9 protein-coding genes are annotated in these 17,485 nt (G+C 62.8%); 3 read left to right on the plus strand and 6 right to left on the minus strand.

The features are described 5' to 3' along the window. The first annotated feature begins 115 nt into the window (after window positions 1-115). Window positions 116-2,383, plus strand: coding sequence for an SWIM zinc finger family protein (locus tag EHS19_RS09080; protein ID WP_241677186.1), 2,268 nt, complete (start codon window positions 116-118; stop codon window positions 2,381-2,383). A 181-nt stretch (window positions 2,384-2,564) separates the two neighbouring features. Beyond that, window positions 2,565-3,878: an ATP-binding protein gene (locus EHS19_RS09085; protein WP_206666345.1), complete on the plus strand. Its 1,314-nt coding sequence runs from the start codon at window positions 2,565-2,567 to the stop codon at window positions 3,876-3,878. Between the two features lie 34 nt (window positions 3,879-3,912). Here EHS19_RS09085 and EHS19_RS09090 read toward each other — a convergent pair whose 3' ends face one another. Then, a complete protein-coding gene (locus EHS19_RS09090) occupies window positions 3,913-4,812 on the minus strand; it encodes an ABC transporter ATP-binding protein (protein ID WP_421745541.1) in 900 nt (299 codons plus the stop codon). 253 nt (window positions 4,813-5,065) lie between these two features. Beyond that, window positions 5,066-6,313 carry a glycogen synthase gene (glgA, locus tag EHS19_RS09095; RefSeq protein WP_151917441.1) on the minus strand — a complete coding sequence of 416 codons (1,248 nt, stop codon included), beginning with the start codon at window positions 6,311-6,313 and terminating at the stop codon, window positions 5,066-5,068. A 303-nt stretch (window positions 6,314-6,616) separates the two neighbouring features. Here glgA and EHS19_RS09100 point away from each other — a divergent pair, with 303 nt between their 5' ends. Beyond that, on the plus strand, window positions 6,617-7,078 hold the full coding sequence (locus tag EHS19_RS09100; protein WP_151917442.1) for a tripartite tricarboxylate transporter TctB family protein: 462 nt from the start codon (window positions 6,617-6,619) through the stop codon (window positions 7,076-7,078). A gap of 217 nt (window positions 7,079-7,295) precedes the next feature. Here the strand turns inward: EHS19_RS09100 and EHS19_RS09105 are convergent, their stop codons facing one another. The 4 genes from EHS19_RS09105 to gltB form a co-directional block, all read right to left on the minus strand. Further along, the gene (locus EHS19_RS09105) at window positions 7,296-7,928 is read right to left on the minus strand and encodes a response regulator transcription factor (RefSeq protein ID WP_151917443.1); all 633 of its coding nucleotides are present in this window, start codon (window positions 7,926-7,928) and stop codon (window positions 7,296-7,298) included. Beyond that, the gene (locus EHS19_RS09110; RefSeq protein WP_151917444.1) at window positions 7,925-9,268 is read right to left on the minus strand and encodes a hypothetical protein; all 1,344 of its coding nucleotides are present in this window, start codon (window positions 9,266-9,268) and stop codon (window positions 7,925-7,927) included. Before EHS19_RS09110 ends, EHS19_RS09105 begins: the two co-directional genes overlap by 4 nt. A 1,120-nt stretch (window positions 9,269-10,388) precedes the next feature. Then, window positions 10,389-11,921 (minus strand): glutamate synthase subunit beta, encoded by a 1,533-nt coding sequence (locus EHS19_RS09115; protein WP_151917445.1) that lies wholly within the window; start codon window positions 11,919-11,921, stop codon window positions 10,389-10,391. Window position 11,922: 1 nt separating this feature from the next. Then, window positions 11,923-16,494 carry a glutamate synthase large subunit gene (gene gltB, locus EHS19_RS09120; protein WP_151917446.1) on the minus strand — a complete coding sequence of 1,524 codons (4,572 nt, stop codon included), beginning with the start codon at window positions 16,492-16,494 and terminating at the stop codon, window positions 11,923-11,925. Between the last annotated feature and the right edge of the window lie 991 nt (window positions 16,495-17,485).

Genomic DNA, 17,485 nt, shown 5'->3' on the forward strand with positions numbered 1-17,485 from the left:
TCCAATGAGGCACCACTAACCATTACGCGCTCAAAAAACGTGAGGCACGTCGCCGCGCACGCGAACGGACCGCATCCGATATAATCGGCATATGGCCGTTCCAGAAAAGCCAGCGTTGGCATCATTCGAAACCTTGTTCACCGACAACCCGCAGATTCTCGAGCGCGCAACCGGCTATTGGGAATCCGGCCGCGTCGGCCCGGTGCGTCAGATCGCGCCACAGCTCTACCATGCGCAGGTGACCGGCACCAGCGACGACCACTACGACGTGGACATTCGCCTCAGCGCCACCGACGCAGACAGCGCCACCGACACAGGCAGCACCGCAGCCGAAGCCGACGACACGACAGACGCCGCCGAAACCGGCGAATCCGCAAGGCAGTCGCGAGGCAGCATCATCCGCATCCAATCCGCGGCCTGCACCTGCCCGTATCAGAGCACGCCATATTGCAAGCACATCGGAGCGGTGCTGTTCGAACTGCGCAGGCAACTCGTCGCCGCAGAGAACCATCGCGACGATGACGCCGACCGGCCGGCGATCGCGCATACCGTACTTGCGCCCATCCAGCACGCGCTCGCCAAACGGCTCGATCAGGGCGACGGCCATCTGCTGTTCATGTGGTCCACGGTGTTGCGAAACACCGCGAAAACCATGTTGAGCGCCCCGAATGCCGAGCAGCCGCTGCTTGCCCAGTCGCAGGCGCAGGAACTGATCTTCACCGCGATACGCGACTATGGCGAATACCGGCAGAATCTCGACGGGGATGCCGGCCATGACGGGGACGATCCCGATCAGGCAGCGCACACGAACGATTCCGGGGATGGGCGCGGTCCCGGCACCACGTACAGGGGCGACGCGCCATATCAGCAGTTCATCGACGCCATCCTGACGGTTGCCGACAACGCCCTGCAATCGCGCGATTTTGCGAATGCCTGCAGCAATCTGCGACTGTGCGTGCATTCGATCATCACGTTCATCCACGGCATCGACGTCGATCCCATGCCGCTGTTGGGTCTGATGGACAGGCTGGTCATGCGCATCCGCTGTTTCATGGAGAACGTGGCCGAGTTCGCCGACTCCACCGATGCCGGCAAGGCGCTGAGCACGATCGAGCAGGCCGCCTACGACGACGATCTGCGCCGATGCGATCCGCTCAACAGCATGCTGCTGATCTCCTGCGCGCTCGCATTCGCCCGATACGACGACAAGCGCATGTGGGCGTACGATGTCATCGACAACGCGCTCGTCCGCAATCTGGGCGATTCCGACTACGATCCAGGCGACCCTGACTACCCGTATGACCACGACTGCCCAAATTGCCCGGACTACGACGATGACGACGACGTCGGCGACCACTTCGGCTGCCCCGATTGCGAATCCGCCATGCCACCCCAAAGCGCGCGCATCCTGCGCATGTTCACGCTGATGGCCGCCTACGATCTGTTCGCGCTGTCGGACGACGACGCCCGACGACGGCAGCTGCTTGACGCACACCCCTCCTCGTCGCCGCTGACGCTGATGGATGCCGCCGTCATGATTCGCGAGAACCGGTTCCGTTCCGCCTACATGACGGCCAGCCGGTTCCTCGCCATGAGCGCCGATGCGCGGGAAGCGGATCTGGACATCAGTCGCAACGGTCTGCTGCCCGATCTGCTACCGCACGGGTGGCATACGATCATGGAATGCTGCGCCGAGGGGCTGGCGGACGTGGCCATGCTCGCCGGCGTATACCGGCACTACATCATCGCCTGCGACGACAAGACGGACGTGCATTATGTCGCCGATCTGCGCGCCCTGATGCGTCGGCATGGCGGAATCAGCACCGAGGAATGGCATGAGACCGCGCGCGTGCTCGCATGGGATTGCGCACGCGACGTCATCGCTCGCATCAAACGCCGGTCGGAGACGATCGCCGGCATCACGCTAGGTAGAACCGGTCAGAGCATCCTGCGCAATCCCGCATACGAGCAGATCATCATCGACGAACGGCTGTCGGACGAGGCGATGGTCTGCTGCACCGCGATCGACTATCCGCCGCTGCCGTTGCTGCACGTACTGGCGATCAACCATCCCGATGCCGCGTGGATGATCATCCTCGATGCGCTGCCCGCCGGAGCCGTGGAGCCTGGCATGGCGATGAAAGCGCTCGGATTGGCGGCCGGGGCGGCGTTCCGCATCGATCGTGGGAATGGCTGGCATGACGGACGCGGCGGCAGCGCACGACTGGAATCGCGCCGAGGGATCTATCGGCAGATCGCCGCACAGCTGCGACGGGCGGCAGCGGTGTTCGGCGACGATGCGACGCGCGTGGTGGCGCGCGGCATCGTCGCACGCTACCCGAACCGCCCCGCGCTGCGCGAGGAGCTCGCGTTCGCGCTGTGACCACGCGGAACATCAAAACGTGACGAATGTCGATCCAGACCCCATACGAATCACGACAAATGCCGATATAAGCATCAATGGAATAGCGATAAGTGTTTGAACAAGGTGTTCCGAAATCAAGATAAATGCAAAAACAGGCTATACTGAAATCTGACGAATGTCATCCGTGGAGGTAACACCATTGAAACGCAAGGCTTATGAGCGCATCAGATTCTGGAAAACCCATAAGACCAAGCAAGCGTTGCTTGTGACGGGCGCGAGGCAAGTGGGCAAGACCTTCATCATCGAGCAGTTCGGCCGTGCCGAATACAGCCACATGGTCGAATTCAACCTCGTGCTTGACGACAACGCCCGACTATCCTTCGCTCAGGCGACCAGTCCCGATGACCTGCTGTTCCGCATCTCCGTCGCTGCCAGCGAACCGCTCGTTCCCGGGGAAACGTTGGTGTTCCTCGACGAGATCCAGCAATGCCCCCAGATCGTGACCTTCATCAAAGGACTCGCGGACAAGGGCGACTACGACTTCATTCTCTCCGGTTCGCTGCTGGGCGTGGAGCTGGAGGACGTCAGATCACTGCCAGTCGGCTATCTGGACGAATTCGCCATGTATCCGCTCGACTTCGAGGAATTCTGCTGGGCGAACGGACTCGTGGAGACCGTGTTCGACGTCGTACGCGAATGCTTTGCGAACACGAGTGAAGTCCCCGATTTCATCCATCGCCGACTCACCGACCTGTTCCACCGTTATCTGCTGGTGGGTGGCATGCCGGCAGCCGTGACCTCCTTCATCGAGAACAACACCATCGATCCCGTGCGAGCCATCCAATCGAACATCCGCACATACTATGAGCACGACATCAAGCAATACGCTCCCAAGGAGAACCGGCTTACCATCCAGGAGATCTACCGGCTCATCCCCAACGAACTGCAAAGTCAGAACCGCCGGTTCCAGATCAGCTCCATCACCGACATCAAACGATTCAGCCAGATCGAAGACGAATTCCTGTGGCTCACCCAAGCCAATGTGGCATTGCCGGTCTTCAACGCCTCCGCTCCTATCGCCCCGCTGCGGGCCAACTCGCAACGCCGACTGATGAAGCTGTTCTACTCGGATGTCGGTCTGCTGGTCAGCTCGTATGGCAAGAAATCCGCACTGGGTATTCTCGACGGCAACGCCGCGATGAACATGGGCGGTGTCTACGAGAACGTCACTGCGCAGGAACTCGTCGCGCACGGATTCGATCACCTGTATTACTTCACCAGAAAAGGCATCGGGGAATTGGACTTCCTTGTCGAAACGAATGATGGCGACGTTGTGGCGCTTGAGATCAAATCGGGAACCAGATTCCGATCTCACGCCGCTCTTGACAATGCGATGTCGACACCCGGATACGACATCGACAACGCCTATGTCCTCGCTGAAACCAATGTAAGCGCAAAGGATGGCGTCACGTATCTTCCCATGTACATGGTATCGATGCTGCGCAACGAGTAGGGCACGACGACGACAGTGCCGCCCGGAGCCGCCTTCACACCGCGTAGGCGGACCAGCGACCGTGGCTGTGCTCGACCTCGATCGGCATGCCGAACAGGTCGGTCAGCCGCGCATTGGTAAGACCGTCTTCGAGCGCGCCGGAATAGACGATGGTGCCGGCACCGGGGTTGCCCATCGCATCCACGCCTTCATCGGTGGCATCCTCGGCTGGAATCGGCTTGCGTCCCATGATGGCGATGTGGTCGAATCCGGTCGGAATCTCCTCCAAACGATGCGTGACGAGCACCACCGCGCGATCGGAGCTCTCCTCGCCGATGCGGCTCAGGGTGCGCATCACCTGTTCGCGCCCACCCAAGTCAAGTCCGGTGGTCGGCTCGTCCATGATGAGCAGTTCCGGGTCGCCCATCAGCGCGCGGGCGATGAGCACGCGGGTGCGCTCGCCCTCAGACAGCCGCCACATCTGCTTGCCTTCCAGATAGCTCACGCGGAAATCACGCAGCAGTCCGCGCGCACGTTCGTATTCCTCCTCGGTGTACGTGTCCTGCCAGCGGCCGGTCACTGCGGTGAGCCCGGTGACCACGGCGTCGAGCGGGTCCTCGAACGGCGGGAACTGGCGGGCCAGATCGGCGGAGGCGAGACCGATGCGCGTGCGCAGTTTGAACACGTCGTATTTGCCGAGCTGGTGGCCGAGGATGAACACGCGGCCTTCGGAGGGGAACGTGCGCGTGGCGAGCATGCCCACGGCCGTGGATTTGCCGATGCCATTGGGGCCGAACAGCACCCACCGCTCCCCCGCGCGTATGGTCAGGTTCACGTCGGTGATGATGACGCGCCGGTTGCGGCGGAATTCAACGTTCTCCAGTTTGAGGACTTCGGCTGGGTTCACGGTGGTGCCTTTGCTGTTCGATGGTTGTTGTCGATGATGGACAATCATAGCGATGTGTGCCCGGCTGCGCATGGCATGACTCGGATGCGAAAGGGAGAGACCGTGTGACGATTGGTCTCTTGGTCTCCTCCGGTCTCTCCCTCCGTCACGCTTCGCGTGCCACCTCCCTCATCAGAGGGAGGCAGGCTGGTCGTCACGGATGCCTACATTTCGACGGCCGCGCCTCCCTCATCAGAGGGAGGCAGGATGCGCGCACCGCTGGTCCTCCCCGTCAAAGGGAGGGAGGCGCGGTGTGCGGAACCTACTTGCGCTCGTCGAGCACCGACTGGTAGACGGCGATCGTCTGATCGGCGATCGACTCCCAGCTGAACTTGTCGCGGGCACGCTCATAGCCGGCCTGGCCCATCGCCTTCGCCCGTTCGGGGTCGGCCATGACCCGGTTGATCGCGTCGGCCATGTCGTGCACGAACTTGTCCGGGTCGGTGGGAGTGCCGGTGCCGTCGTGCAGCTGGTCGATCGGCACCAGATAGCCGGTCTCGCCGTCCACGACGACCTCGGGGATGCCGCCCGTCGCCGAGGCGACCACCGGAAGACCGCATGCCATCGCCTCAAGGTTCACGATGCCGAGCGGCTCGTAGATGGACGGGCAGATGAACGCGTCGCAGCCGTGCTCCAAAGCGCTCAGCTCCTTCTTCGGCAGCATCTCCTCGATCCAGATGATGTTGCCGCGCTTGGCGTCGAGCTCCGCGAAGGAGGTCTTGACCTCCTCCATGATCTCCGGGGTGTCGGGGGCGCCGGCGCACAGCACCACCTGCACGTCCTTGTTGACGAAGTGCAACGCCTTGAGCAGGTACGGCAGACCCTTCTGGCGGGTGATGCGGCCGACGAACAGCAGCGTCGGCTTGCTGCGGTCGATGTGGTAGCGGTCGAACACGCCCCACGCCGGATCGTCGGCGGCCGGCGTGGCGAACTCGGACATGGTGATGCCGTTGTGCACGACGACCACCTTGTCCGGATCAAGATTCGGATAGGCGGTCAGAATGTCGTTGCGCATGCCGCCGGAGACGGCGATCACGCGATCGGCGTGCTCGTAGGCGTCCTTCTCGGCCCAGGAGCTCAGATTGTAGCCGCCGCCGAGCTGCTCGCGCTTCCACGGGCGGAACGGCTCCAGCGAATGCGCGGTGATGACCAGCGGCGTGCCGTGCAGCATCTTGGCAAGATACCCGGCAAGGCAGGTGTACCAGGTGTGCGCATGCGCGATGTCGGCGTCCACGTCGGAGGCGATCTGCAGATCCACGCCGAACGTCTTCAACGCCGGATTCGCGCCGGCGAGCTGACCGGGCGCATCATAGCCGACGACGCGAAGGCTGCCCTTCGCCTCGGCCGCATTCGGGATCGCGGGCACGTCCGCATTGCTGCGGGGCCCGTCGAAGGCGCGCACGGTCACATCGACTCGCTCGGCAAGCACCTTGGACAGCTCCTCGGCGTGCACGCCGGCACCGCCGTAGACGTGCGGCGGGTATTCACGGGTGAGAATGTCAACTTTCATGATGGAAGTCCTCCTTCATCGGCCTTCATCGGCATCGATGGCATCGATACCCAAGGGAGGCCCACAGCGCACGACGACCGTCCGCATATGGATGCCACTGGATGCCACCACGAACAACTTTAAGGCATCGGCCGTCTCGAAACGCACATATCACCAAACGCGCATGTCGCACGCGACTGACGAGACAAAGGAGTAAAATGGCTTCTCGGTGTTATCCGAATCGGCCCGCCGTGCCGCATCCAAGGAAGCCCCGAGGAAAAACGCGGCAAGCCGACAGAAAACAGAACAAACAGGAGTTGTACGATGCCGAACCGTGCCGAACGTCGCAAAGCCGCGAAGAACCAGCGCCGGGGAATCCCCAGCCAATACGATCAGACCAGGGGCCGTGCCCGCGCCGGCATGATCGACGAATACGCGCTGCAGGAGAAGTCGCAGCGCATTCAGGACGGCACCGACGGCGAGTGGAAGCCGTCCGGCGGCACGATCGAACAGGCCGATCTGACGCTGACCACCAATCCCGACTACAGCAATCCGAAGGCGTTCCGCTCGCCGCACTCGACCCGTCAGTGGTTCCGCGTGCTCAGCTGGCTGCTCATCGCGCTCGCCGGCATCGCGTTCGTCGTGATCATCTGGCTGCCCACGCATCCGCTGTGGCTGGTGCTGACCACCGCCATCGTGTTCGCCGTGGGTGTGCTGAGCCTGTTCTTCACGGCCGGCAACTATCGCAACAATCCGAATCTCGACGAGAACGGCACCGCCGTCTGACGCTGTTCCGACACTCTTTTCTGACACTGTTCCGACACTGTTCTCACAGTGCTCCGACAGTGCTCGTCGCTGTCGGCTGGACGGGTGCAGAGTCCGTCTTAAACCTTATGCGCAATCATTTCTTGTGATGGTCTGCTGTGATGGCCCGTTGCTGCAAGAAATGATTGCGCATTTGCGTTCCTGGACGCTGTGGCCTCGGTGTCAGCGACTGGCACGCCTACAGCAGGTGCTCGCGCACACAGATACGAATCGCCTCGGCTCTCGAATGCACACCCATCTTGCGATACGCATTGCGCATGTGCGTCTTGACCGTGCCTTCGCTCATATGCAGCAGTCGCGCAACGGCCGGCGTGGTACGGCCCTTGAGATATTCGCGCAGCACGGTGATCTCCGTGTCAGTGAGCATCATGCGTTCAAACGCCAAGGAGCGTTCGGTCCAATCGATCAGCGCACGATCGCCCAACGCCATGCCGATGGCATGAACATAGTCCTCAAGCGGCGCCTCCTTGCGCAGCACCTGCGACATGCCGGCCGATCGCAGCTCCTCGACCGTGTGCATCATCTGGAACGCGCTCATGCCGACGATGCCCAACGAGGGATATCGGGCACGAAGCCGTTCGGCGAGCTGCCTGCCATCCATGAGCGGCATCATCAAATCGGTAAGCACCGCGTCGGGGCGGGTCATCGCATCATCGCATAACGTCAACGCCTCACCGGCCGATCGCACGTTCCACAGCACCTTGAGCGGCGTGGGACGATCGGTGAACATCGCCTCCAAGGCGCGAGCGACCAGCGGATCATTGTCCACAATGCCGATGAACGCCCGCGCGTCGGTATTATGCCCGTTCATGATTCCGCCCTTTGCTGATATCCATGATCATCGTTGGCCTCATCCGATCCGATGGCCGCAGCCGCGGCCGCAGACGGAACGCTGACATACGCTGTCCATTCGTCGTCCTCGGCGCTGCATGAAAGGAATCCACCCCGGCGGCCTGCCTCTTTGGCGAGAACGGCGAGACCGCTGCCGGAAGACGAGGCCTCGGGGCGCACATCGCCACGGTCGTCAACGCCGTCAACGCCGTCTACGTCACTACGAGCAGCATCGTCGTGCATCGGGTTGGATGCGCTGATCGACACCCCACCGTCGCGCTGCATGTCAACCGCCAGCGAATACGCTCCCGGACGACCGTATTTCGCCATGTTCCCGCCAAACTCACGTACGGCATCCGCAACGAAACGAAGCGTGTCCTCGTCGCAGGCGGCAACATGACCGCTGATCTGCGGCTCCCCCTCGAATCCCAGTCCGCGAAGGCGCCTGCCCATCTCACGCATCACCTGTTCCAAGTCAAACAGCGCCGGAGCAAGGTCACTGCGCCGATACGACGCTGCCGCAGTCGCGATCGGCGTCTCCTCCAAACGCTCCTCCCCCTGCGCAATCCCGAGCAACTCGTTCTTGGTTGGCACGATGATCTGTTGCCGCATCTGCGTCAGACAACGCTCAAGCACGGTAATGATCTCATCGATGCGCATGTCCGCATCAACCGAAACAGACTGCGATGCGGCAATCGCCGAACGCACAGCGCGGCACTGCGTCACCGCATACACCAGATCGTTCGCCACCGAATCATGCAGCACATGCAGAATATGAAGATGCTTCTCACGCCGTGCGACCGCAGTCTGCGCTTTGATACGCTCCGCCTCCTCAAATCTCGCCCATCGCACCAGCGCACCGATCGCCCATGCTATCGACAACGGCGCAAGACTCGCCGCGGCGCTAATCGCGGCATACAGGACATCGTTGAACGAAAAATCCGCGACACTCTGCACCGCAGCAGCGAATTCAGTGACCGCGACGGCAACACCGCCCGTCCACAGGCTCCCCCACTGCACTCCCAACGCCGCAGCGGCAAGCAGCATGGGAGCAAGCCCCGGGATGAATCCCATATCGGAAAACGGGGCGAACACCATGACGGCATCAGCCAGCAGCAGCATTACCGCAACTACGCATGGACGCAACGGCAGCAATGCAGTCAACAGCGCGATGACAGCGAACTGGACCGTGTCCGCAGCCGACATCCCATCCGTATTGAGCCATTGCAGTAGGAAATACACCAGGCACAATGCCGACAACACCATGTACAGCATCCGCGTGCGATCACTCACCCATGCATGGCGCACCTTGCCGATCACAGCGGTCCTCCCTCATCGTTTGCGGATATGGTAACGGTAACGGACTATAACGACCGCGCGATGGTCAGCATCCAACATATCAGTCCCGTCGCAAGTGCGAGAGCCGCAACCGCTACGGCCACGACCGGCAGAAAGCCGGTGGAGCGCCACGAACGCTTGTCCCATGATTGACTCGTCAACGGCTGTCCGTTCATCTTGATCGTGTTGTGGGGCATGACAGACTCACTTTCTACCCTGTGCTGACTCTGCAGCAGCAATTAATACGCGGGTGGCCAACGACGGGATGTGCATGCCTTGCGGCACCGAACATCCCGGTACGACGAATCATCTCGCCGCACGACACTCATGCTCGCAGATGCGACACGGCGACGCTGCCGCGCCGCATCATACGAACGGACAGAGTTTGCGAGACCGACTGGGTGGTGATTAGGTGGTGATGGTTCGTTGCTGAGCCGTTGGGATGGTAGGGGAAGGGCGCTTTTCGGGTAGGATGCTCATCGACCAAGAAGCACCACGGAACTTGCGCTCATCGGCATCCCGGCTCTGGCGTCCTTTTTTCCCCCGACTCCCCTCCTGTGCCCCTCCCTACATTTCTCCACCTCTCTCGCTTGCGCTTCCCCTCTCGTTTGTGCTTTGTGCTTTGTTTGCGCAAGGATTTTTCGGGATTTGCCCGGAGTTCGTAGAATCCTTGCGATAACAGGCCTCGCAGCGCAAGGATTATTCGGAATCCTCCTTGAGTTCGTAGAATCTTTGCGCTAAGCCCTGTCCCAGCGCAAAGATTCTACGAGATGGCCGTTTTCCCCGAGAAATCCTTGCGCTAAAGACTGCACTAAAGACACTTGCGCTAAAGACGCCTCGTGACAGCACTGTGACAGCACACTGCCCCGAGATAACACGCTGCTTTAGCGCACTGCTTTAGCGCAAGGTGTACTGTCTCAGCTGTCTCAGCTGTCTCAGCTGTCTCAGCTGTCTCAGCAACCAGACCAGCAACCGGTGAAAATGCCGCGCGATATCGGCGCGATATCGAAAAAGTCCTCCCGCCCGTAAGGGCGGAAGGACTTTCAGCGGTCGGCGATTGGCAGTTGGCACCGATTCCGGCGTACTGCCCTTGGCGCTCTGCTTAGCGCGGCAGAGCCATCGGACGCTGCGAGGCGACGATCGGCGCGGGCAGCTCGGTCGTGCCGGTCAGGTATTCGTCCACGGCGGCAGCGCAGGAGCGCCCCTCGGAGATCGCCCATACGACGAGGCTCTGGCCACGACCCGCGTCACCGGCGACGAACACGCCGTCCTGCGACGTGGCGAACTTGTCGTTGCGAGCCACGTTGCCGCGCTTGTCAAGCTCGACGGGCAGCTGATCGACAAGCGTGGTCGTGTCGGGGTGCAGGAAGCCGACCGAGATGAGCACGAGATCGGCGGGCAGCACGCGTTCGGTGCCGGGCTGGCGGGTGAACGGACCGTTCTCCCCCGGTGCCACGTCGACGACCTTCAGTCCGGTCACGTGACCGGTCTCGTCGGCGATGAAGCCTTCGGTCGCGGTCGAGTTCTCGATGTGCACGCGGGCCTGCTCCTCGTCGGAGCCGATGAAGTTGACCGAATCGGTGCTGTACATATAGGTGCCGCCCTCCTCCATCGAGGAGGTCTTCTGGTAGAGGCGCGCGAACGTCGGCCACGGCTGGTTCGCCGGACGCGAGCTTGGCTCCTTCGGCATGATCTGCAGCACGGTCACGTCCTTCGCACCCTGACGGATCGACGTGCCGAGGCAGTCGGAGCCGGTGTCGCCGCCGCCGATCACGATGACGTGCTTGCCTTTGGCGGTGATGTCGTTGACCGGCTTGACGCCGTAGACGCGGCGGGTCGCGTCAGGCAGGAAGTCCATCGCGAAGTGGATGCCCTTGAGTTCGCGGCCGGGCAGCTTCATGTCGCGCGGCACGCGAGAGCCGATGGCGACGACCACCGCATCATAGCGGGAGCGCAAATCGTCCCACGTGATGTCCTTGCCGATCTCCACGCCGGTGCGGAAGCGCGTGCCCTCGGCCTCCATCTGCTTGATACGGCGGTCGAGCAGGCGCTTGTCGAGCTTGAAGTTCGGGATACCGTAGCGCATGAGTCCGCCGATCGCGTCGTCGCGCTCGTACACGACGACGGTGTGCCCGGCGCGCGTCAGCTGCTGCGCACAGGCGAGGCCGGCGGGGCCGGAGCCGACGATCGCGACGGTCTGGTCGGTCAGGCGCTGCGGCGGCAGGGGCTTGACATAGTCAAGATCCCACGCCTGATCGATGATCGTGCACTCGTCGTTCTTGATCATCGTCGGCGGCTGGTGGATGCCGAGCACGCACGCCTGCTCGCACAGCGCTGGGCAGATGCGGCCGGTCACCTCGGGGAAGTTGTTGGTGGTGGACAGACGGTTGTACGCGTCCTCCCACTTCTCCTGGCGCACCAGATCGTTGAATTCGGGGATGATGTTGCCCAGCGGGCATCCGGTCATGCAGAACGGGGTGCCGCAGTCCATGCAGCGCGCCGCCTGTTCGGTGGTCCACGGCTGCAGACCGGATTCGGCGTGCACGTCAAGCCAGTCCTTGATGCGCTCGGCGACCGGACGCTCGGCGAGCTCCCGACGGGTACGGACCTTCAGGAATCCACGAGGATCTCCCATGTCAGTGCGCTCCTTCCATCACATGCTCGTACACCTGTTCCCAGGCGCCGGGCGCATTGAAATCGATGTTGTCTTCCTCGGCCTGCTTCATGGCGCGGGTCATGGCCAGATAGTGCTCGGGCACCACACGGGTGAAGCGCAGCACGTTCTCATCCCAGTTGTCGAGCAGTTCGGCTGCAAACGCGGAACCGGTCTCCTCGGCATGCTTCTTGACGAGCGCGCGCACGACCGGCTCGGTGGTCTCGTCGAGCGGCTCGAACAGCAGCGCACCGCTGTCGCGCCCCTCGGGATTGACCTTGGTCATGTCGAGATCGAGCACATACGCGTTGCCGCCGGAGAAGCCGGCGCCGAAGTTGCGCCCGGTGGGGCCGAGCACGACGACCGTGCCGCCGGTCATGTACTCGCAGCCGTGGTCGCCCACGCCCTCGACCACGAACGTCGCGCCCGAGTTGCGCACGGCGAAGCGTTCGCCCGCGCGTCCTGCGACGAACATCTCGCCTGAGGTCGCGCCGAAGCCGGTCACGTTGCCCGCGATCACGTTCTCATGCGGGTTGAACGTGACGTGCTCGTTCGGCCGCACGATCAGACGTCCGCCCGACAGTCCCTTGCCGGCGTAGTCGTTGACCTCGCCGTAGACGCGGATCGTCTCGCCGCGCGGGATGAACGCGCCGATCGACTGGCCGCCGGCACCGTGGAACGTCATGTCGATGGTGTCGTCCGGCAGTCCTTCGGCACCGTACCGGCTGGTGATCTCATAGCCGACCATCGTGCCGAGCGTGCGGTTGACGTTGCGGATGGGCACGTCGATGCGCACCGGCTCGCGGTTCTCCAGCGCGGGGCGCGCCAGTTCGATCAGACGGTTGTCGAGCGCCTTCTCCAGCTCGTGGTTCTGCGGCTCGGTGTTGTGCAGGATGGTGCCGGGGACCGGACCGGGCTGCATGAGCACGTGCGACAGATCGATGCCATCGGCCTTCCAGCGCTTGATCGCCTCGTTCTGATCGAGGCACTCGACGTGGCCGACCGCCTCCTCGAGGGTGCGGAAGCCGAGTTCCGCAAGGATCTCGCGCACCTCTTCGGCGATGTACATGAAGAAGTTGATCACCGATTCGGGCTTGCCGGCGAAGCGGGCACGCAGCTCCGGGTCCTGCGTGGCGATACCCTGCGGGCAGGTGTTCTTCTGGCAGGCTCGCATCATGACGCAACCTTCGACGATCAGCGCGGCCGTCGCGAAGCCGAATTCCTCGGCGCCGAGCAGCGCGGCGATCACCACGTCGCGACCGGTCTTGAGCTCGCCGTCGCACTGCACGACAATGCGCGACCGCAGACCGTTGAGGATCAGCGTCTGCTGGGTTTCGCTCAGACCGATCTCCCACGGGGTGCCCGCGTGGCGGATCGCGTTGAGCGGAGCCGCGCCGGTGCCGCCATCGTAGCCGGAGATCAGCACCACGTCGGCATGGCATTTGGCCACGCCGGCGGCGATCGTGCCGACGCCGAACTCGGAGACGAGCTTGACGTGGATGCGCGCCTTCGGGTTCGCCATCTTCGCGTCGTTGATCAGCTGCTTCAGATCCTCGATCGAGTAGATGTCGTGGTGGGGCGGCGGCGAGATGAGCTCGACACCCGGGGTGGCGTGACGGACCTTGGCGATCCACGGCGGGACCTTCGCTCCCGGCAGGTGGCCGCCCTCGCCGGGCTTGGCGCCCTGGGCGAGCTTGATCTGCAGATCGGTGGCGTGCACCAGGTAGTCGGAGGTGACGCCGAATCGCGCGGATGCGATCTGCTTGATGCGGCTGTAGCGCAGCGGATCGACGATGCGGTCGTCGGATTCGCCGCCCTCGCCGGAGTTGGAGCGCGCACCAAGCGTGTTCATCGCAATGGCGAGCGTCTCATGGGCCTCCTGCGAGATGGAGCCGTAGCTCATCGCGCCGGTGGAGAAGCGCTTGACGATCTCGGACGCCGGTTCGACCTCGCTGATGTCGATCGGCTTGCGGTCGTGCCTGAACTTCATCAGGCCACGCAGCGTCATGATGCGGTTCGACGTGTCGTTGATGTGCGCCGAGTACTTCTTGAACATCTGGTAGTCGCCGCGCGCGGTGGACTGCTGCAGCAGGAAGATCGCCTCAGGATCGTTGAGATGATCCTCGCCGGTGCGACGCCACTTGTATTCGCCGCCGGTTTCGAGATTCATGTGCGGGAACGCAGTCCACTGGTTCGGATAGGCGACGCGGTGACGGATGGCCACCTCCTCGGCGATCTCGTCGAGGCCGACGCCGCCGACCTGTGAAACGGTGCCGGTGAAGTACTTGTCGACCGTCTCCTTGCTCAGGCCGACCGCCTCGAACAGCTGCGCGCCACGGTAGCTCATGATCGTGGAGACACCCATCTTGGCCATGATCTTGAGCACGCCGATCGACAGCGCCTTGGTGAGGTTCCTCACGGCGGTGTGCGCATCAACCTTGAGATATCCGGTGCGGGCGAGATCCTCGACGGACTCGAACGCGAGGTACGGGTTCACGCAAGCGGCACCATAGGCGACGAGCAGGGCGACATGGTGGATTTCGCGCACGTCGCCGGCTTCGACGGCCATGGAGATCTGGGTGCGGGTGTGGCGGCGCAGCAGATGATGCTGCACGGCCGCGGTGAGCAGCAGCGACGGGATCGGGCCCCACGTGTGGTTGGAGTCGCGATCGGACAGCACGATGAAATTGCTGCCGTTCTCGATCGCCTCGTCGACCTCGGCGAAGATCTCCTCAAGACGCTCCTCAAGGGCCTTGCCGCCGCCGGCGACCTGGTAGAGGCCCTTGACGACGAACGGGCGATAGTAGCCGCCGAGCACCTTGGCACGGTCGAGCCGCTTGAGCTGCGCCATCTCGTCGGAGTTGATGACCGGCAGCGGAATGAGGATCTTCTTGGCGTGCAGCTCGCTGTCCTCCAGCAGGTTCGGCTCGGGGCCGATCGCCGATTCGAGCGAGGTGACGATCTCCTCGCGCTCCCAGTCGAGCGGCGGGTTGGTGACCTGCGCGAACTTCTGGTGGAAGTAGTCGAACAGCATGCGGCTGCGCTTGGAGAGGACCGGCAGCGGATTGTCGTTGCCCATCGAGCCGAGCGGCTCCTTGCCGGTGTTCGCCATCGGGGTGAGCAGAAGCTTCAAATCCTCTTCGGTGTAGCCGAACGCGCGCTGGCGGCGCTGCACGGACTGGCCGGAATGGCTCACATGCTCGCGCTGGGGCAGGTCGGACAGCTCGACGGAGTTGCCTTCGACCCACTGGCGGTAGGGATGCTGGGATGCGAGCTGCTTCTTGATCTCCTCATCGGGGATGATGCGGCCTTCCGCGGTGTCCACAAGGAACATCTTGCCGGGCTCCAGACGGCCCTTGGAGACGACGTGCGCATCGTCGATCTGCGGCAGCACGCCCGCCTCGGATGCGAGCACGAGATAGCCGTCGTCGGTGAGCTGCCAGCGGCCGGGGCGGAATCCGTTGCGGTCCAGCAGCGCGCCGACCTGCGTGCCGTCGGTGAAGATGATGTCGGCCGGGCCGTCCCACGGTTCGATCAGCGTGTTGTTGTACTCGTAGAACGCGCGCACGTCCGGGTCGAGCTGGTCGTTGTTCTCCCATGCCGGCGGCAGCATCATCGAGATCGCGTGCGGCAGTGAGCGGCCGGCGAGGTGCAGCAGTTCAAGGCATTCGTCGAACGTGCCGGAATCCGAGTAGCCTGGCGTGGTGATCGGCAGCAGCGGCTTGAATTCGCCGAGCAGCTGCGAGCTGAGGCGGCCTTCGCGGGCGGACAGCCAGTTGCGGTTGCCTTGGATGGTGTTGATCTCGCCGTTGTGCGCGATAAGGCGGAACGGTTGCGCGAGCGGCCAGCTGGGGAACGTGTTCGTGGAGAAGCGCGAATGCACGATCGCGATCGTCGCCTTCATGGCCGGATTGCTCAGGTCGGGGAAGAACGGCGTGAGCTGCATCGTGGTGAGCATGCCCTTGTAGGTGATGGTGCGGGCGGACAGCGACGCGAAGTAGATGCCGACCTCATGCTCGACGCGCTTGCGGATGCGGAACGTCTTTCGGTCGAGGTCGATGCCGGCGAGTTCGCCGTTCGGATCGGCTACGATCAGCGTCTTGAAGCTGGGCATCGAGGCGAGCGCCTGAAGTCCGAGCCCGTCCGGGTTGGTGGGCACGACGCGCCACGCGAGCACCTCCAGTCCCTCGTCGCGCACGATGGCGGCGATGGCCTGCTCCTGCTGGCCCGAGGTGGCGATATCGCGATCAAGGAACGCGATGCCGGCGGCATAGTGGCCGGCTTCGGGCAGCTCGACGCCGGCGGTGGCACGCATGAACTCGTCGGGCATGCTCATGAGGATGCCCGCGCCGTCACCGGTGTTCTCCTCGGCACCTACCGCGCCGCGGTGGTTGAGATTGACGAGCACCTCGATGGCGTCGTCGATGATTCGTCGTTCCGGCTTCCTGTTGAGCGTGGCAACCATGCCCACACCGCAGGCGTCATGCTCGGCGCCTGGGTCGTACAGACCTTGTGATTCATGGATGCTCAGATCGAGCGGGGCGTGGAAAGTCACCGAAACCACCTTCATATCGTTTTGGGCGGGCCCGGCGGGCTCGCGGTTCTTTGGCAATGCGTAGACAGAGTACCGCTCAGGTATGTCAAACACGTTTCGCTGTCCATATACCGAGTCGAGCAAAATGTCAATACCCAAATGTGCATCGATTCGCCCGGCGTGTCGGATTCGCGGATTGCCTATTCGATACTCCATAATCCTTGCAATCAAGCTTATAATCGAGAATCTGCATGCTTACGGGTCTTTTGGCTGCATGCGACATGCAGCGTGCGCCGTGAGCCGTGAGACGGGCGCTGCACGCTGGCGGATTGATCATGCATGGATGTCGCACCGTCGCCGGCGATCATCCGTCAGCTGTCACGAAGCGACGCCCCGCTCCCTTTCCCCCGCGCAATCATTTCTCGAGTCCTCACGGCGGTACCGCTCACCTCACTGAATCAAGCAACGCCAAAACGCACCATCACCATGCCCACGCGTCGCGCCGCGCGTGTCACGCGACGCGAAAAACAGGCAAAACGTCGTCTCGTGACAGCCGGCCCGCCACAGTTCCGCCACAGCTCTGCCACGCGGCGATGAAATCATCGAAAAACGCATCGCGTGACAGCCGGCGACCGTCCTCGATCACCCCTCGCTCAGCCACACCATCGAAGAACGGCGGAATTCCAACATCTCGAGCCAAACCAAGCAAAGCCGAGCTCCGCTGAGCCGGTACAGCGTGTCACGCGACGCAAAAAACAGGCAAAACGGCATCGCGTGACAGCCGGCCCGCCACAGCTCCGTCACAGCTCTGTCACGCGGCGATGAAATCATCGAAAAACGCGTCGCGTGACAGCCGGCGACCGTCCTCGATCACCCGTCACTCAGCCCCACCATCGAAGAATGGCGTAATTCCAACATTTCGAGCCAGGCTGAGCAAAACCGAGTCAAGCCTGCACGTCGCGAGCGTGTCACGCGACGCAAAAAACAGGCAAAACGGCGTCGCGTGACAGCC

The organism is Bifidobacterium jacchi (assembly GCF_009078285.1).
Taxonomy (GTDB): Bacteria; Actinomycetota; Actinomycetes; order Actinomycetales; family Bifidobacteriaceae; genus Bifidobacterium; species Bifidobacterium jacchi.

Excerpts from the sequence above, each read along its gene's own strand:
- EHS19_RS09115 (WP_151917445.1), bottom strand. The coding sequence starts at position 11,921 with ATGGGAGATCCTCGTGGATTCCTGAAGGTCCGTACCCGTCGGGAGCTC.
- EHS19_RS09100 (WP_151917442.1), top strand. The coding sequence starts at position 6,617 with ATGCCGAACCGTGCCGAACGTCGCAAAGCCGCGAAGAACCAGCGCCGG.
- EHS19_RS09090 (WP_421745541.1), bottom strand. The coding sequence starts at position 4,812 with ATGATTGTCCATCATCGACAACAACCATCGAACAGCAAAGGCACCACC.
- EHS19_RS09105 (WP_151917443.1), bottom strand. The coding sequence starts at position 7,928 with ATGAACGGGCATAATACCGACGCGCGGGCGTTCATCGGCATTGTGGAC.
- glgA (WP_151917441.1), bottom strand. The coding sequence starts at position 6,313 with ATGAAAGTTGACATTCTCACCCGTGAATACCCGCCGCACGTCTACGGC.